This is a genomic window from Ancylobacter sp. TW_SC_1 (assembly GCF_056836805.1).
Genome location: NZ_CM166365.1, coordinates 2,323,682 through 2,340,040 on the forward strand (window position 1 = coordinate 2,323,682; position 16,359 = coordinate 2,340,040).

Consider the following 16,359-nt stretch of genomic DNA (forward strand, 5'->3'; position numbering starts at 1 on the left):
TTTTGTCTCAGCGGCCGGGTCGACCTCTCGGACCCCTCTTCCGCACGGCCGGTGATCGCCTTGCGCGTATACGCCCGCCCGCCTGCGCGCACACAACTTAAATGATGCGTATGCGACGTATAAAATCTAGAGTTGTAAGAATGTAGATCGGTGTTAACCTTCCCAAAGGTAACTGGGGGGTCGGCATGTCACATCATGGCTGGGTTGACGTCATCAACCCGAAAACACTGGCCCCGGAGGGGCTGAAGGCGCCGTTCGGACGGCTCTTCGCGTCCGAGGATCATTCGTACAATTCGCTGGCCCTTGCCCTGTTCGCGGGACCCATGGGACCATTGCACAGGCTGACGCCGTTGCCGGCGGGCGGAAAGCCGGCCAACCTCTCCGGCTTCACCTTTCTCGGCCAGTTCATCGACCACGACGTCACCGAGTTCCGGGTGATCGGGTCCGAATTCGGCATCGTCCCGCAGAACCCGACCATCGGCCAGCGCCAGCATGTTCTGGAGGATGTGCGCGACCCGACGCAGGATCTGCCCTCCACGACGAATGGACGCTCGGGCCAGCTCGATCTGGATTCGGTCTATGGCCTGCTTGGTGCGCCGCAGCCCGAGCTCTACGACGCGGACGGGCTGTTCCTGCTGTACCAGCCCGGCGCCGGTACGACCGTGTCGAAATACCAGCACGATCCGAACGTCGTGCCCGACATCTGGCGCGGCAGCGGCTTTCGCAACAAGCGCCTGATCGCCGATCCGCGCAACGACGAGAACAAGCTGATCCTGCAAGTGCACATGCTGTTCCAGCGCCTGCACAACAAGATCCACGCCGCCCGGACGGACGTTCCCCGCGCCCCGAGCAGCGCCGCCTTCAAGGACACGCGCCGGCAGGTGGAGGAAGCCTATCGTCGCATCGTGCTGTTCGACTATCTGCCGCGCATCGTTCAGGCCGCGCATATCATCGCGGTACTGGAAAAGTTCCAGCAGCAGGCCACGCTGTTCCAGGCCATGAACGCGCGCAATGACGCGATCCTGCGCAGGCTCGGGGTCGGCGAGAAGGTCATCGCCGGGGCGGTGGCGATTCCGGTGGAGTTCTCGCACGCGGTGTTCCGGCTCGGGCACACGCAGTTGCGCAACGGCTATTTCCTCCGGGAGAATGAATCGGCGCCGCTCTTCGATACGTCGCGGCGGGGGTTCGACCTGCGCGGCGACCAGCCGCTGCTTTCCCATGTGGTCGACCCCACGACGGGCGCGCTGACCATTCGCGACTTCCATGTCGACTGGAGGCTGTTCTTCCAGACCGCCCCCCAGATGACGTTCACCGATCCCCAAGGCGTCGCGCACGACGTTCCCCAGCATGGCGAGCCGCTGGACGCCCACCTGCCGCCCGCCATCTTCCGCCTGCCGCCGCCGTCCATCGGCGAGCCGCCGCAATCGCTGGCCGAGCGCAACCTTCGTCGCGGCGTCGATTTCGGGCTGCCCTCCGGCCAGTCGGTCGCCGGCCAGCTTGCCGCCGTCTACGGCTTCATTCCGCCACTAGGCCGTGACGAACTGTTTCCGTCAGCCGATTTCCAGACGTTCGAGGAACTCTTCGCGCTGGAGCCGTCGCTGCTCTGGAACACGCCGCTCTGGTTCTACATGCTGCAGGACGCGGCGGTGTTAACCGAACACCCGCAGCTTGGCGCGGTCGGCGGCTATATCGTCGCCGAGACCTTGATCGGCGCGTTGCTGGAGGCGTCGGTCGACAAGGTGGACGATCCGTCGAACCCGCCCGTCCGCGCCCCGGCCATCGCTGCCGAGGCCGGCAAACGTCTGGGCCAGTTCAAGGAGCACCGGCCGACCGGCACGGATGTCACCGACGCGGCGTCGCAGCTCTACTGGGACAAGACGGTGACGACCTCGGACGACATCTTCACCATGAGCCAGCTCGTCCGCTTCGTGACGCAGGGCGAGGTGGCGCCAACTCCGCCGTCGCCTTGCCCGTAGGAACCCGCCCGTAGGAAGATGAACTCCCGCCGCTCCGGCAGGCGTCGCGGGGGACGAAGGCGGTGGCCGCCTCTGCCGCTCACTCGCCCGGGATCGGGTGGTTCTTGCGGCGGGTCTGCTTGGTGGACGCATCCACCCAGGCGATGGTGAGAGCCAGACCGCTGAAGGCGATCACGGTCGCGGCGACGAAAATGATGGTTTCGATCGGCATGGACATCCTCCTTCGTTTTCACGGGAGGCTAGTCCGATGGCGGAGGGGTGCCTTGCGCCATGTCAATGCAGGGTGCGAAACCGCGCCTCGGCGACGTCAGGGCATCGACACCGCCTGGTCGACCAGCATGGCGAGGCCGATCAGCAGCAGGAAGCCGAGAAAGAACAGGGCGAACAGCACCAGGGAGAGGGCGCGCGCCAGCTTCGAGACGTTGGTGAGGCCCACGGCCCCGGCGACGAGGGAGACGAGGAGGAAGAGGAGGGCGTATCTGAACATGCGCGGCGTGTCCCGTTATGCGGCCTCAACCGCCGGCCGGGCCGGCCGGTTCCATGGCGCCGGCCCACCTCGCGCGACGCCGCGTCTCAGGCGCCGTCCGAGCGCCCATCCTGCTCGTCCGGGAAGGGGGCGTCGGTCGTGTCCTTGCCGGCGCCGTCCTTGCCCGCCGGGGGCGGGGGAGCCGGCCGGGGCTGCGGCTTGACCGCCGGTGCCGCGCGGCGCCAGCGCCTGAGCCGCGAGACGGGCGGCTCCGGCTCGGGCCGGGGGAGGGTGCCCGTGGCCGCGGAGGCCATCGGTTCGCTCACCGGCTCGCTCGGGCGCGCGTCCGTTCGCATGGTCATGCGCCAGACCACGAAAAGCAGCAGGAACGCATAGGCGGCGGCGGTGAAGAAGAACAGCGCGCCCGGTCCGTAATGCTGCATGCCGAGGGAGGCGAGGGCGGGGCCCACCACCGAGCCGATGCCGTAGAGCAGCAGCAGGCCCGCCGCCGTCTCCACCGCGTCGGCGGCGTGGGTGCGGTCATAGGCATGGGCGGCGGCGAGCGAATAGGCGGGCAGCGACAGCGCGCCGTAGAACAGGCCCAGCACGCTGAGGCCGACGAGATCGAACTGCAGCGCCCCCAGCGCGAGGCCCGCGAGCATCGCGCCGACCATCAGCGCGCCGAGGATGCGCCGCCGGTCCATGCGGTCGGAGAGGAAGCCGATCGGCCATTGCGCCAGCGCGCCCGCCACGACCACGGCGCTCATGAAGGTCGCCGCGCCGTCGGCGGTCAGCCCCCGGCCGATGCCGAAGATCGGGCCAAGCGACCAGAGCGAGCCGTTGGTGATGCCGATCACGAAGCAGCCGACCATCGCCACCGGGGCGGCGCGGAACAGGCGCGGCAGCCGGATGCGGGCGGTCTCGATCGGCGCCGGCTGGCCGCTCGAGGTGATCGCCACCGGCAGGGTGGCGAGCGAGAACAGGATGGCGGCGAGCGCGAAAAGCTCGAAGCCGCGCACCGGGTAGAGCGTGATCATCATCTGGCCGGCCGTGAGCGCCGCGTAGTCGACGATGACATAGGCACTCATGACGAAGCCGCGCGTCTGGTTGGTGGCGCGGTCGTTCAGCCAGCTTTCGATGACGAGGTAGAGGCCGGCGAAGCAGAAGCCGGTGATGCCGCGCAGGGCGAACCAGAACAGCGGCTCGATGAAGAGCGGATGCGCGATCATCGTCGCCACGACGCACGAGGTCAGCGCCGCGAAGGCCCGGATATGGCCGGAGCGCCGCACCAGATGCGGCACGACCAGGCAACCGACGACGAAGCCGAGATAGTAGCTCGATCCCAGAATGCCGAGATTGATGGCGCTGAAGCCCTCGAAGGCGCCGCGCAGCGGCAGCAGCGTGTTCTGCAGGCCGCTGCCCGTCACCAGGAAGAAGACCCCCAGAAGGAGCGCGGCGACAGGGCCGAGAGTCTGGGACATGATGGGTCCGGGCGGCGAGAGGCTTCGGGGGACGGCTGACGCGGCAGAGTCTCGAATCCGCAAGGATTCGGTTAACCTTGATCGTGCGCGATGTCGAGACGGGGATTGGTATGGGCGACGCAGTGGTGAAACTGAAATCGGGCTTTCTCGCGGTGGAGATCGCGCCGCTCGGCGCCGAGATGGTGCGGCTGACCGACGAGAACGGCCGCGACCTGCTGTGGAACGGCGATGCCGCCTTCTGGACCGGGCACGCGCCGCTGCTCTTTCCCATCGTCGGCCGGCTTCCCAACGACCAGCTGGTGCACCGGGGCACGGTCTATCCGATGGCGCAGCACGGCATCGCCCGCCGCCGCGTCTTCACGCTGGAGGAGGCCACGGACTCGGGCGTCCGCTTCGCGCTGCACGCCGACGAGGAGACGCGCAAGCAATACCCGTTCGATTTCTCGCTGACCGTCACCTACACGCTGATCGAGGCGACGCTGACCATCGAGGCGGTGGTGAGCAATCCCGGCGCCGAGCCGCTGCCGGCGAGCTTCGGCTTCCACCCCGCCTTCCGCTGGCCGCTGCCCTATGGCGGCACGCGGGCCGACCACCGGCTGGTGTTCGAGAAGGCGGAGGTCGAGCCGGTGCACCGCCCGGTCGGCGGGCTGCTCTCCACGCAGACCGAGGCCAACCCGGCGGTGGATGCGATCATCGAGCCGACCGACGCGATGTTCGAGCGCGATGCGCTGATCTTCCTCGGCCTGCGTTCGCACCATGTGCGCTTCGGCGTGCCGGGCGAACCGGGGCTGGAGGTCGCCTTCCCCGGCATGCCGCAGCTCGGGCTCTGGTCGAAGCCGGGGGCGCCCTTCCTGTGCATCGAGCCGTGGTCGGGCTACGCGACGCCGCAGCAGGCGCCGGTCGAGTTCCTCGACAAGCCGGGCCTGTCGCTCATCGCGCCGGGCGGCGCGAAGAGCTTCGCCATGTCGCTGCGCTGGCTGCCGGATGTCGGGCGCCTGATCGGGCCGCACGAGGCCGGGCAGTAGAGGGGCGCCGGCGCCTTTTTCGCGAGAGTGGAGCGGCTTCCGCGCCTGGGGAATGCTGCGGATTGTTGAATCCCGCGCGCTTGCCTGTCGGTCGGGCGGGGCGCCGGCCGGGTGATGTCCGCCGCATCGGGATGCCCTGCGCGGACAAGGGCTCGTGCCGAGGCATCAGATATGACGGCTGCCCTTCTCGGGTCCGGTCGCATCCGCGAACTGGCCGACGCCGCTCGACAGTTCGGTAATGAAGTTCTCGCACCAGGTGTGGATGGTGTTGCTCTCAACCCTGCGCATGTTGGTTTGCCAGCGTTCGCGGCGCTCGTCGAGCGGCATGATCAGCGCGGCGTGGAAAGCCTCCGCCATGCCCTCGACGTCGTAGGGATTGACGATCAGCGCGCCGGTCAGCTCGTCCGCCGCACCGGCGAAGCGCGAGAGGACCAATACGCCGGGATCGTCGGGATCCTGCGCCGCGACATATTCCTTGGCGACGAGATTCATGCCGTCGCGCAGCGGCGTGACAATGCCGATCCGCGCCATGCGGTAGATGGCGGCGAGCGTCGCGCGCTGGAACGGCCGGTTGAGATAGCGCAGCGGCACCCAGTCGAACTCGGCGTATTCGCCGTTGATCGCGCCGCCCAGCTCCTCCAGCTCGCGCCGCAGCGCCCGGTATTCGGCGACCTCGCCGCGCGAGACCGGCGCGATCTGCATCATCGTCACCTGGGAGCGGTGCTCGGGATAGCGGCTGAGCAACTCGCCGAAGGCGGCGAACTTGCCGGGCAGCCCCTTGGAATAGTCGAGCCGGTCGACGCCGACGGCCAGCACGCGGCCGGCGAGGCTCTCCTGCAGCCGGCGCTCCTCGTCGCTGCCGACGGAGGCACGGGCGTCCCTGACGAAGGCGTCCACGTCGATGCCGATCGGGAAGGCGGCGACGCGGAAGCGCCGCTGGCGCAGCCCCACCACGCCGCCCGGCGCGATCCAGCCGCGCACCTCGGAGGAAATGTAGGTGAGCAGCGCGCGCACGTCGTTCTCGGTCTGCAGGCCGACGAGGTCGTAATGCGACAGATCGTGCACCAGCGCGGCGTGCGAGGGCAGGCTGAGGAACACTTCCGACGTCGGCCACGGTATGTGGTGGAAATAGCCGATCCGCCCCTCGAAGCCGAGCTTGCGCAGTTCCGCGGCGAGCGGGATGAAGTGGTAGTCGTGAACCCAGATGATGTCGTCGGGCTTCAGCAGCGGCAGCAGCGAGCGGGCGAAGTGTTCGTTGACCCGGCGGTAGCCTTCCCAGTCGGCGCGGCGGAAGGTGAGCAGGCCGAGCCGGTAATGGCACAGCGGCCAGAGCGTGCCGTTGGCGTAGCCCGCATAATGGGCGCGCTGGTCCTCCGGATCGAGCGTCTGCAGCGCGTAGGTCACGCGGCCGGAGCGGAAGACCTTCGGCGCATCGGGCGGGTTGATCTCGGTCTCGCCGCTCCAGCCGAACCACAGGCCGCCGCGCTTGCCGAGTGCCTCGCGCAGCGCGACCGCCAGCCCTCCCGCCTTGGCCGCCCGCTCCCGGGGCGACGCCACGCGGTTCGATACGACTACGAGCCTCGCCAGAACGCTTCCTCCCATGTCTTGGACAACCGCATCGCCGTGTCGATGAGTCCGACCATCGAGTAGGTCTGCGGGATGTTACCCCACAGCTCGAGGGTCTGGTTGTCGATGTCCTCGGAGAGCAGCCCGGCCTCGTTGCGGCGCTCGAGCAGGCTCGTGAACATCTCGCGCGCCTCGTCGCGGCGGCCGATCAGGTCGAGCGCTCCCGCGTACCAGAACGAGCAGATGGTGAAGGAGGTTTCCGGCAGGCCGAAATCATCCTCGCCGGCATAGCGCATCATGTAGCCGTTGCGCTTCAGCTCGCGGCCGATGGTCTCGACGGTGGCGACGTAGCGCGGGTCGTCCGGCCGCACGAAGCCGAGCTCGGCGAGCAGCAGCAGGCTGGCGTCGAGCTGGCCCTCCTCCTGCGCGTCGACGAAGCTGCCGAGCTTCTCGTCCCAGGCGAAGGCGAGGATGCGGGCGCGGATCTCGTTGGCATGCCCGGCCCAGAACTGGGCGCGGTCGGGAAGCTCCAGCACGCGGGCGATGCGCGCCAGCCGGTCGCAGGCGGCCCAGCTCATCACCGCCGAGAAGGTGTGCACGCGGCGCCGGCCGCGCAGCTCCCACAGCCCGGCATCGGGCTCGAAGGCGAACTCGACCGCCCGCGCGCCGACGCCTTCGAGCAGGTTGAACAGCGCCATGTCGCCGCGGTTCGGCAGCCGCTCGTCGAAGAACATCTGCGCGGCGGCGAGCACGACATGGCCATAGCCGTCATTCTGCACCTGCTCGGCGGCCTGGTTTCCCACCCGCACCGGCCCCATGCCGTGGAAGCCGGGCAGGGCGGCGGCGAAGCGCTCCTCCAGCGGCGTGCCGGGGACGATGGAATAGACCGGCGCCAGCCGCCCCGACGGCTCGGAGGCGATCACCGTCGTAAGGTAGCGGATATAGTCCTCCATCGTGCGCGTGGCGCCGAGCAGGTTCAGCGCGCGCACGGTGAAGTAGGAATCGCGCAGCCAGCAGTGCCGGTAGTCCCAGTTGCGAATCGAATGCGGCGCCTCCGGGATCGAGGTGGTGAGCGCCGCGACGATGCCGCCGGTTTCCTCGAAGGCGCACAGCTTCAGCGAGATGGCCGCGCGGATCACCGCGTCCTGCCATTCGAAGGGCACCGAGAGGTAGCGCACCCAGTCCTGCCAGTAGTCGCGGGTCTTCTCCTCGAAGCTGCGCGCGGTGTCGGTGATGCTGGCGGGGAAGGGCTCGTCCGGGCCGAGCACGATGGTCGCCGCCTTGCTGAGCACGAAGGGGCGCTCCTCCATCACATAGACGATGGGCAGGTCGGTGGTGGCGCGCAGGGTGAAGTCGTCGCCGGTGAAGCGCATGTGGTTCGAGCCGCGTACCGGGGTCGGGCGCTGCTCGCCCCAGGCGAAATGCGGGCGCAGCCGCAAGGTGACGCGGCACATGCCGTTCAGCGGCTCGATGCGGCGCACCAGCGTCGCCGGACGGTAGATGCGGTCATAGAGCTTGAAGCGCGGCGCGAAATCGGTGATCCGCAGCCTGGCGCCCTGGTCGTTCTCCAGAGTGGTTTCGATGATGGCGGTGTTGGGCTGGTAGCGCCGCGTCGCCTTGACCTGGCCGTCCAGCACCACGTCGAAGAAGCCGGCTTCCGGCTCGGTGCCGCCGAGCAGCGACGAGAACACCGGGTCGCCGTCGATGCGCGGCCAGCAGCACCAGGCGATGCGCCCGTTGCGGTCGATCAGCGCGGCGATGGTGCCGTTGCCGATCGCGGCGAGGTCGAGATTTGCCGTCACGAAGCCACGCCCTCCAGAGCCTTGGGAATATCGGCCAGCCAGCGGCGCACGTCGGCCGGCGTCGCCAGCCGCCAGTCCGCCTGCAGGGTCGGGCGCGGGCCGACGGCGACGGCGAGGCCACCGGCGGCGCGGACGGCGCGGAAGCCGTCCTCGTCGGTCACGTCGTCGCCGAGGAAGACCGGCCGGCGCCCGGCGAACAGGGCCGACTTCATCAGTTCCTCCACCGCGGTGCCCTTGTTGCGCCCGGCCTGCCGGACCTCGATGACGCAGCGGCCCTTGAGAAATTCGATGCCGGAGTCGAGCCCGGAGCCGATGTCGATCACCGTCTGCGTGATCTCCTCGCCGAATTGCGGCACGGCGCGGAAATGCACGGCCAGCGACAGCGGCTTGTGCTCGAGGAAGACGCCGGGCCAGCTCGCCAGCGCATGGTCGAGCGCGGTCTCCAGCGGCGCGCGCCATCTCGGCCGCGGGATGGGCACCGAGGGCAGGTCGGGCGCCAGACGGACCTCCGCGCCGTGCTGGCCCGAGGCGGCGAGCCGGGCGGGCGCGAAGCGCTTGTCCATCCATTCGATGGTGCGGCCGGAAACCAGCGCGACGGCGCCGTCGAGCGCCAGCTGGAGCTGTCCCAGCAGGTCGGGCATGTCGAGCGGGATGTCGACGCCCTCGGGATGGTCTGCGTGCTCGATCAGGGTGCCGTCAATATCGAGGAACAGGGCCCAGTCGGGTTCAGGTAGCGGGTGAATGCCGTTGCCTGATGCGGTTCGTGTTCTCGCCATACTGTCGGTATACCCGCCCCGTTCCGAATAACTGAGGTAATAGGGTAGCCATCATCGTCCGGCCGCCCGTTCCGGCATGCTCCTAACGCATGACTGCGGGAGGCGTTCCAATACCCCCGGGGAAATAATGACCGTCGGCGGGGGCAGGTGGAGCACGCTCCTCAACGTTCGGCGAGGCTCTCGTCGCGCTTGAACAGCTTCACGCCGTTGCGGCCTCCCTGCTTGACGGCGTAGAGCGCCTGGTCCGCCCCGTCGATCAGCTCGGTGCGAATCTGGGCGACGGGCATGGCGGGCGCGTCAGGCAGGCGGCTGGCCACGCCGATGCTCACGGTGAGGCGGCCGAGAAGGCTGTCCTCATGGGGAATGGCGATGGCCGCGATGGCCCTCTGGAGATTCGCCGCGACGACCATGGCGTCGTTCGGGCCGGTCGACGGCAGCACGACGAGGAATTCCTCGCCACCATAGCGCGCCACCATGTCGCCGGGGCGCTTCAGGGCCTCGCCCATGGCATGCGCGACGGCATGGAGCGCTTCGTCGCCGGCAAGGTGCCCGTAATGGTCGTTGTAGCGCTTGAAATGGTCGATATCGACCATCAGCACCGACAGCGGCGTGCGCTCGCGCAGGCTGCGGCCGATCTCCCAGGGCAGCAGTTCCTCAAGCGCGTGCCGGTTCCACAGGCCGGTCAGCGCATCGGTGCGCGCGGCCTCGGTGAGCTTGTGGTTGGCCTCGCTGAGCTGGCGGTTGGCGAGTTCGAGCTTCTCCTCCAGCAATTTGCGTTCGGTGATGTCGATCATCACGACATGAATGGCGAGGACGCGGCCGCCCGGTTCCCGCCGGTCGGGGCGCGTCGCCACGAGATAGGTCTTGCCGAGCGCCTCGAATTCGTGAGTGGGGACCGTTTCGCCGGCATCGAAGGCGGCGAAGTCGCGCGCGATATTCCGCTGTGCCTGCGGGCCGAACAGTTCGGCGGCCGCCCGGCCGATCATCTCGGCACCGGGGCTCCCGGTCAGGCGGGCCTCTTCCTCATTGACCGCGATGAAACAGCCATCCCAGCCGATGACGCAGGCCGGAGTCGGAAAGTTGACATAGAGGTTGCGCAGTTCGGCGTCTGAAATTCGGGACAGCATGCGAGGTCGGCTCTTCTGGCGGCGTGAGGACCGGCAACATGCTTCTACGCCTCCGGGTTGCGCAGGTTAACACGACACGTGACGTCAGGGTACCTGACTGAGGTGGGGCCGACCGCTGCGGCCTTGCCGCTGAACGGTGCAACCGCTACATAACGGCCAACCCCACACCCGCATCACGACCGGACTTTGCGGCCCGACCTTCGGCTCCGTCCGCACGCGCAGGAATTCGACATGGCTTCCTATCAGTACGTCTACCACATGCACGGCATGTCCAAGGCCTATCCGGGCGGCAAGAAGGTGCTCGACAACGTGCACCTCTCCTTCTACCCGGATGCCAAGATCGGCATTCTCGGCCCCAATGGCTCGGGCAAGTCCACCCTGCTCAAGATCATGGCGGGCCTCGACAAGGACTTCTCCGGCGAGGCCTGGGTCGCGGAAGGCGCGCGCGTGGGCTACCTGCCGCAGGAGCCGCTGCTCGACCCGAAGCTCTCCGTCCGCGAGAACGTGATGCTCGGCGTCGCCCGGCAGAAGGCGATCCTCGACCGCTACAACGAACTCGCCATGAACTACTCGGACGAGACCGCGGACGAGATGACCGCGCTGCAGGACGAGATCGAGGGCCAGGGCCTGTGGGATCTCGACAGCAAGGTCGACCAGGCGATGGACGCCCTCGGCTGCCCGGAAGAAGGCGCCGACGTCTCGAAGCTCTCCGGCGGCGAGCGCCGCCGCGTCGCGCTGTGCCAGCTGCTGCTCTCGCAGCCCGAGCTGCTGCTGCTCGACGAGCCGACCAACCATCTCGACGCCGAGACCACCAACTGGCTGGAAGGCCATCTGCGCAACTATCCGGGCGCGATCCTGATCGTCACCCATGACCGCTACTTCCTCGACAATGTGACCGGCTGGATCCTCGAGCTCGATCGCGGCCGCGGCATTCCTTATGAGGGCAACTATTCCTCCTGGCTGACGCAGAAGACCAAGCGGATGCAGCAGGAGAACCGCGAGGACGAAGCCCGCCAGCGCGCGCTCGCCTCCGAGCAGGAATGGATGGCGGCATCCCCGAAGGCGCGCCAGGCCAAGAACAAGGCGCGTATCCAGCGCTATGACGAACTGGTCAAGAAGGCCTCCGAGAAGGCGCCGACCACCGCCCAGATCGTCATCCCGGTGTCCGAGCGGCTCGGCAACAACGTCATCGCTTTCGAGGGCCTGTCGAAGTCGTTCGGCGACAAGCTGCTGATCGACAACCTGTCGTTCAAGCTGCCGCCGGGCGGCATCGTCGGCGTCATCGGGCCGAACGGCGCCGGCAAGACCACGCTGTTCCGCATGATCACCGGGCTGGAGAAGCCCGATGCCGGCACCATCACCATCGGCGACAGCGTGCAGCTCGGCTATGTCGACCAGAACCGCGACGCACTCGACGACAAGAAGACGGTGTGGGAGGAAATCTCCGGCGGCAACGAGATCCTCTATCTCGGCAAGCGCGAGATCAATTCGCGCGCCTATTGCGGCGCCTTCAACTTCAAGGGCGGCGACCAGCAGAAGAAGGTCGGCATGCTCTCGGGCGGCGAGCGCAACCGCGTCCACCTCGCCCGTATCCTCCAGCAGGGTGCCAACGTCCTGCTGCTCGACGAGCCGACCAACGACCTCGACGTCGAGACGCTGCGCGCGCTGGAAGAGGCGCTGGAGGATTTCGCCGGCTGCGCGGTCATCATCTCGCATGACCGCTTCTTCCTCGATCGCATCGCCACCCACATGCTCGCCTATGAGGATGAGGGCCATGTCGAATGGTTCGAGGGCAACTTCCACGACTACGAGGAAGACAAGAAGCGCCGCCTCGGCGTCGACGCCATCATCCCGCACCGGATGAAGCACAAGAAGCTGACGCGCTGAGCGACGCGCGTGCTCGATCACAAGAAGCCGGCCGGAGCGATCCGCGCCGGCTTCTTGTTTGGGCCGCGTCGCGCGCCACGCCGCGATGCGGGCGGCGGGGCCGTCGTTTCCGGGCTCTTGGCGTGGCCTCACCGATGCGGCATGGTCGCGCCCGCTCGATGAGGGAACGACCATGCGCAGTGTTTCGGAAGACTGGAACCCCGCCCTCTATCTGAAGTTCGAGGACGAGCGCACCCGACCGCCGCGCGAGCTGCTGGCGCGGGTGCCGCTGGAGCGTCCGCGCCGCGTCGTCGACCTCGGCTGCGGACCGGGCAACTCGACCGAGCTGCTGGCCGGGCGCTGGCCCGGGGCCGAGGTGATCGGCGTCGACAACTCGCCCGCCATGATCGAGCAGGCCCGCGCGCGCCTGCCCGCCGCGCGGTTCGAGCTGGGCGACCTCGCGACCTGGCAGCCGCCGGCGCAGACCGACCTTCTGTTCGGCAACGCCGTGTTCCAGTGGGTGCCGGACCATATCGACGTGCTGGCGCGGCTCGTGGAGGCGCTGCCCGAGGGCGGCGTCCTCGCGGTGCAGATGCCCGACAATGTCGAGGAGCCCTCGCACCGTCTGATGCGGGAGACGGCCGCGGCCGGCCCCTGGGCGGCGCAGCTCGCCGGCGCGGCGCGCGACGTGCTGCCTTCCGTCGGTGCGTATTACGACCGGTTGGCGCCGCTCGCCCGCCATGTCGACATCTGGCACACCTACTATAATCACCCGCTCGCCGGAGCGCCGGCCATCGCCGAGTGGTTCCGCTCCACCGGGCTGCGCACCTATCTCGCCCCGCTCGGCGAGGAAGAGCGCGCCGCCTTCCTCAAAGACTACACGGAGCGGCTCGCCCGCGCCTATCCGCCGCGCGTCGACGGCAAGGTGCTGCTGCGCTTTCCGCGACTTTTCATCGTCGCGGTGCGGTGAGGCTCAGGGCTTGAGGGCATAGGCCACGATGGCGTTCGGCGGCTGTCCGGGCGAAGTGAAGTCCTCCCAGAACTTCCCCATGAGCACCGACGGGTTCGTCGTCGCCATCAGGAAGAGGTTGCGGCCATTGGTGGTGAAGCTGAAGCCGCTTCCCACCGGCCGGGCATTCACCAGCCGGCAGTCGGCCTTGTAGCAGTAGACCAGCCGGTTCGGCCCGGTGAACTGGATGAAGCTGATATTCTTGGGATCCCGCTTGTTCTTGAGGGCGCCCTGCCAGACCCAGCGGCCCTGATAGTGCGCGACACCACGATTGATGGAGGGGCCTGCCTGTGCCGGCGCGGCCGAAATGGCGAGAACAAGGCTGGCTGCCGCCGCCATCAGCCCGACGAATTGCTTCGACATCATGGGATTGTCCCGGATGGGGATGCTTGGCGCGCCCCATGCGCGATGGCATCATGATACGGTACCGAGGTTCTGATTGCTGCGAAAGTCGAAATTTCCCTTCGTGCGGCCGGTGCCGCGGGAAAGCGCCGCCCCGGTTCACAGGCGGGCGCGATTTGGCTATCCCAAGGGGATGAACGCTTTCGCCGCCCGCCTGCTTCCGCCGTTGGCTGCCCTGATCGGGACGATGCTGGCGATTCTTCCCGCCGCCGCCGATGCCGGCTTCGATCGCTGGCTCGCTGCGCAATGGCCGGCGGCGCAGGCGATGGGCATCTCCCGCGCCACTTTCGAGCGCGAGACGCGGGGGCTGGAGCCGGACTATGCGCTGCCCGACCTCGCCATCCCCGGCAAGCCGAAGGCGCCGGACCGGCAGGCCGAGTTCGTGCAGACGCCCGCCGCCTATGTCTCCGACAAGGCCATCGCCACCTATGCCGCGCGCGGACGCAAGCTGGCGACGCAGTACCGCGCGGAACTCGCCGCGATTGAACAGCAGTTCGGCGTGCCGGGGCCGATCCTGCTCGCCATCTGGGCGCGCGAGACCTCCTATGGCGGCGCCAAGCTGAACCATGACGCGCTGCGCGTGCTGGCGACGCAGGCCTATGTCGGCCGCCGCAAGGACGATTTCCGCGCCGAGTTCCTCGCCGCGCTCAAGATCCTCGACGAGGGCCACGTCACCCGGGCGCAGATGAAGAGCTCCTGGGCCGGCGCCATGGGGCTGACGCAGTTCCTGCCGACCGGCTATCTCACCTATGGCGTCGACCTCGACGGCGACGGCACCGCCAATATCTGGACCGACGTGCCCGAGGCGCTGGCCGCCACCGCGAGCCTGCTGCGCGAGAAGGGCTGGCAGAAGGGCAAGCGCTGGGCCTACGAGGTCTCGCTCCCGGCGGGTTTCGACTGCAGCCGGGCCGAGCCCGAGGTGACGGCGCCGATCGGCGAATGGCTGAAGCGCGGGGTGAAGGTCATCGACGGGCGCCGCGTGCCGCCCTCGGCGATGAAGGACCCGGCCTCGATCATCATGCCGGCCGGTCCGTATGGTCCGGTTTTCCTTTTGCCGGCCAACTATTTCGTCCTCAAGAGCTACAATTTCGCCGACCTCTACGTGCTCTATGTCGGCCATCTCGCCGACCGCATCGAGGACGACCGGCCCTTCGCGCGCGGCTGGGCGGACATCGCGCTGGTGAAGACGCGCGACCTCGAATTCATGCAGAAGGTGCTGACGCGCGAGGGCTACTATGCCGACAAGATCGACGGCAAGGCCGGCATGAAGACCCGTGCGGCGCTCGGCGCCTATCAGAAGGCCAACGGTCTCGCCCTCGACTGCTGGCCCGACGCGCAGGTGCTGGAGCACATGAAGCGCGGCGGGTGAGGCCCGCCATCCTGGCCGGAGCGCCACGCAGAGCCGGGACGCCCGACCTTCAGGAGCGTGGGCAGCCGATCCCGGACACGGCCTGCGGCCGTTCCGGGACGACGGCACGCGATCACCGCGGCATGCGGCTGATGATGCGGATGTCGGCGCCGTTTCCGGCGAGGTCGGCGGCGGAGAGCCAGAACACCTCGCCCTCGCTGTCCTCGGTGTCGAGCCAGAGGAAGGGGAGGTTGGGATACTCGGCCTCCAATATCTCCTTGCCGGTGCCGATCTCGCAGATCAGCCCGCCCTGCGCCGAGAGATGCTTCGGCGCATCGGCCAGGATGCGGCGCACGATGTCGAGCCCGTCCGGCCCGCCGGCGAAGGCGAGGCTCGGCTCGTGGCGGTATTCCTCCGGCAGCGCCGCCATCGCCTCGGCATCGACATAGGGCGGGTTGGTGATGATGAGGTCGTAGACCTCGCCCGCCAGCGGGGCGAAGAGGTCGCCCTGCAGCAGCCGCACGGTGTCGCCCATCTCGTGTTCGGCGACGTTCTCGGCGGCGAGCGCCAGTGCCTCGGGCGACAGGTCGACCGCGTCGACGGTGGCGCTGGGGAAGGTCATCGCGGCGAGGATGGCGAGGCAGCCCGAGCCGGTGCACAGGTCGAGCACGCGGCCGACGGAGTGCGGGTCCGGCACCAGCGAGAAATCCTTGCCCTCGAACAGCTCGCCGGCCATCAGCTCGCCGACGAAGGAGCGCGGCACGATCGCCCGCCGGTCGGAGCGGAAGGGCACGCCGCGAATATAGGTTCGCCCCAGGAGATAGGCCGCCGGCTCGCGCGTCGCGCAGCGCCGGTCGATCAGCTCGGCGAGGCGGGTGCGCTCGGGCGCCGTCAGCTTCGCCTCGAGCCAGGGGGACAGCTCGTCGACCGGCAGGTGCAGGGCTTCCAGCACCATGAAGGCGGCCTCGTCCAGCGCCGTGGTGGTGCCGTGGCCGAAGACGAGCCCGGCCTCGTTGAAGCGGCTCACCGCGTAGCGCAGGAAATCCCTGACCGTGCTCAGCTCGTCCGCCGCTGCCATTGTGTCCTCCTCCGGCTCGCCGCAAGCGACAGCACGGTGCGCCGGGGAAAGCAAGCCGGCACGTCGGTGGCCGCTTGTAATCAGATCGTCACGGATCAATAGGATGGAGACCACTCACGCATGGGGAACGGCGCATGGCCGAGGCGGCGAACGACGAAATCAACCTGGTCATCGACCGCTCGGTCGCGGTGGTGCTGTTCGAGTTCCTCTCCCGCACCGTGGACGACGCGGATGGCGAGGCGCTGGCCGACTTCGTCGAGGACGAGGCGGAGATCCCCGCGCTGTGGGCGTTGCTCGCCGGGCTGGAGAGCGTGCTGACCGAGCCGATGGCCGAAGATTACGAGCGCCGCGTCCTCGCCGCCCGCGAGGCGGTGATGAAGCGCTTCGGCGGCGCCTTCTCGGGCAAGGGCGACGACTGAGCCGACGATGCATCAAGA

15 protein-coding genes are annotated in these 16,359 nt (G+C 68.3%); 6 read left to right on the top strand and 9 right to left on the bottom strand.

Features of this window, described 5'->3' with window-relative positions; genetic code table 11:
* Window positions 1-185 precede the first annotated feature (185 nt).
* Entirely contained in the window at window positions 186-1,976 is a 1,791-nt protein-coding gene (locus tag AC1PZ7_RS10735) for a peroxidase family protein (RefSeq protein ID WP_482359455.1), read from the top strand.
* 79 nt (window positions 1,977-2,055) lie between these two features.
* Here AC1PZ7_RS10735 and AC1PZ7_RS10740 read toward each other — a convergent pair whose 3' ends face one another.
* From AC1PZ7_RS10740 to AC1PZ7_RS10750, 3 genes are all read right to left on the bottom strand, one after another.
* On the bottom strand, window positions 2,056-2,187 hold the full coding sequence (locus AC1PZ7_RS10740; RefSeq protein ID WP_482359456.1) for a hypothetical protein: 132 nt from the start codon (window positions 2,185-2,187) through the stop codon (window positions 2,056-2,058).
* 96 nt (window positions 2,188-2,283) lie between these two features.
* Complete coding sequence (locus AC1PZ7_RS10745) at window positions 2,284-2,463, bottom strand: DUF1328 domain-containing protein (protein WP_482359457.1); 180 nt, start codon at window positions 2,461-2,463, stop codon at window positions 2,284-2,286.
* An 86-nt stretch (window positions 2,464-2,549) separates the two neighbouring features.
* Entirely contained in the window at window positions 2,550-3,923 is a 1,374-nt protein-coding gene (locus AC1PZ7_RS10750) for an MFS transporter (protein WP_482359458.1), read from the bottom strand.
* Window positions 3,924-4,006: 83 nt separating this feature from the next.
* Here AC1PZ7_RS10750 and AC1PZ7_RS10755 point away from each other — a divergent pair, with 83 nt between their 5' ends.
* The gene (locus AC1PZ7_RS10755) at window positions 4,007-4,948 is read left to right on the top strand and encodes an aldose 1-epimerase family protein (protein ID WP_482359616.1); all 942 of its coding nucleotides are present in this window, start codon (window positions 4,007-4,009) and stop codon (window positions 4,946-4,948) included.
* A 165-nt stretch (window positions 4,949-5,113) separates the two neighbouring features.
* Here the strand turns inward: AC1PZ7_RS10755 and AC1PZ7_RS10760 are convergent, their stop codons facing one another.
* From AC1PZ7_RS10760 to AC1PZ7_RS10775, 4 genes are all read right to left on the bottom strand, one after another.
* A complete protein-coding gene (locus tag AC1PZ7_RS10760) occupies window positions 5,114-6,535 on the bottom strand; it encodes an alpha,alpha-trehalose-phosphate synthase (UDP-forming) (RefSeq protein ID WP_482359617.1) in 1,422 nt (473 codons plus the stop codon).
* Window positions 6,520-8,316 (bottom strand): glycoside hydrolase family 15 protein, encoded by a 1,797-nt coding sequence (locus AC1PZ7_RS10765; RefSeq protein WP_482359459.1) that lies wholly within the window; start codon window positions 8,314-8,316, stop codon window positions 6,520-6,522. The genes AC1PZ7_RS10760 and AC1PZ7_RS10765 overlap by 16 nt, the downstream gene beginning before the upstream one ends.
* The gene (gene otsB, locus AC1PZ7_RS10770) at window positions 8,313-9,092 is read right to left on the bottom strand and encodes a trehalose-phosphatase (protein WP_482359460.1); all 780 of its coding nucleotides are present in this window, start codon (window positions 9,090-9,092) and stop codon (window positions 8,313-8,315) included. The genes AC1PZ7_RS10765 and otsB overlap by 4 nt, the downstream gene beginning before the upstream one ends.
* Before the next feature lie 161 nt (window positions 9,093-9,253).
* Complete coding sequence (locus tag AC1PZ7_RS10775) at window positions 9,254-10,219, bottom strand: GGDEF domain-containing protein (RefSeq protein WP_482359461.1); 966 nt, start codon at window positions 10,217-10,219, stop codon at window positions 9,254-9,256.
* A 231-nt stretch (window positions 10,220-10,450) separates the two neighbouring features.
* Here AC1PZ7_RS10775 and ettA point away from each other — a divergent pair, with 231 nt between their 5' ends.
* A complete protein-coding gene (gene ettA, locus AC1PZ7_RS10780; RefSeq protein WP_482359462.1) occupies window positions 10,451-12,106 on the top strand; it encodes an energy-dependent translational throttle protein EttA in 1,656 nt (551 codons plus the stop codon).
* 172 nt (window positions 12,107-12,278) lie between these two features.
* Window positions 12,279-13,055 (top strand): trans-aconitate 2-methyltransferase, encoded by a 777-nt coding sequence (tam, locus tag AC1PZ7_RS10785; RefSeq protein ID WP_482359463.1) that lies wholly within the window; start codon window positions 12,279-12,281, stop codon window positions 13,053-13,055.
* Window positions 13,056-13,058: 3 nt separating this feature from the next.
* On the opposite strand, the gene AC1PZ7_RS10790 is transcribed toward tam, so the two are convergent.
* The gene (locus AC1PZ7_RS10790; protein WP_482359464.1) at window positions 13,059-13,460 is read right to left on the bottom strand and encodes a hypothetical protein; all 402 of its coding nucleotides are present in this window, start codon (window positions 13,458-13,460) and stop codon (window positions 13,059-13,061) included.
* Between the two features lie 223 nt (window positions 13,461-13,683).
* On the opposite strand from AC1PZ7_RS10790, the gene AC1PZ7_RS10795 reads away from it, so the two are divergent.
* Entirely contained in the window at window positions 13,684-14,865 is a 1,182-nt protein-coding gene (locus tag AC1PZ7_RS10795) for a lytic murein transglycosylase (protein WP_482359465.1), read from the top strand.
* 112 nt (window positions 14,866-14,977) lie between these two features.
* Here AC1PZ7_RS10795 and prmB read toward each other — a convergent pair whose 3' ends face one another.
* Window positions 14,978-15,922, bottom strand: coding sequence for a 50S ribosomal protein L3 N(5)-glutamine methyltransferase (gene prmB, locus AC1PZ7_RS10800; protein ID WP_482359466.1), 945 nt, complete (start codon window positions 15,920-15,922; stop codon window positions 14,978-14,980).
* Window positions 15,923-16,056: 134 nt separating this feature from the next.
* On the opposite strand from prmB, the gene AC1PZ7_RS10805 reads away from it, so the two are divergent.
* The gene (locus AC1PZ7_RS10805) at window positions 16,057-16,341 is read left to right on the top strand and encodes a hypothetical protein (protein WP_482359467.1); all 285 of its coding nucleotides are present in this window, start codon (window positions 16,057-16,059) and stop codon (window positions 16,339-16,341) included.
* Window positions 16,342-16,359: the final 18 nt, after the last annotated feature.

Bases quoted from the DNA above. Each gene is read 5' to 3' on its own strand.
- AC1PZ7_RS10735 (WP_482359455.1), top strand. From the start codon at position 186: ATGTCACATCATGGCTGGGTTGACGTCATCAACCCGAAAACACTGGCC.
- AC1PZ7_RS10740 (WP_482359456.1), bottom strand. From the start codon at position 2,187: ATGCCGATCGAAACCATCATTTTCGTCGCCGCGACCGTGATCGCCTTC.
- AC1PZ7_RS10745 (WP_482359457.1), bottom strand. From the start codon at position 2,463: ATGTTCAGATACGCCCTCCTCTTCCTCCTCGTCTCCCTCGTCGCCGGG.
- AC1PZ7_RS10750 (WP_482359458.1), bottom strand. From the start codon at position 3,923: ATGTCCCAGACTCTCGGCCCTGTCGCCGCGCTCCTTCTGGGGGTCTTC.
- otsB (WP_482359460.1), bottom strand. From the start codon at position 9,092: ATGGCGAGAACACGAACCGCATCAGGCAACGGCATTCACCCGCTACCT.
- AC1PZ7_RS10775 (WP_482359461.1), bottom strand. From the start codon at position 10,219: ATGCTGTCCCGAATTTCAGACGCCGAACTGCGCAACCTCTATGTCAAC.
- ettA (WP_482359462.1), top strand. From the start codon at position 10,451: ATGGCTTCCTATCAGTACGTCTACCACATGCACGGCATGTCCAAGGCC.
- tam (WP_482359463.1), top strand. From the start codon at position 12,279: ATGCGCAGTGTTTCGGAAGACTGGAACCCCGCCCTCTATCTGAAGTTC.
- AC1PZ7_RS10790 (WP_482359464.1), bottom strand. From the start codon at position 13,460: ATGATGTCGAAGCAATTCGTCGGGCTGATGGCGGCGGCAGCCAGCCTT.
- AC1PZ7_RS10795 (WP_482359465.1), top strand. From the start codon at position 13,684: ATGCTGGCGATTCTTCCCGCCGCCGCCGATGCCGGCTTCGATCGCTGG.
- prmB (WP_482359466.1), bottom strand. From the start codon at position 15,922: ATGGCAGCGGCGGACGAGCTGAGCACGGTCAGGGATTTCCTGCGCTAC.
- AC1PZ7_RS10805 (WP_482359467.1), top strand. From the start codon at position 16,057: ATGGCCGAGGCGGCGAACGACGAAATCAACCTGGTCATCGACCGCTCG.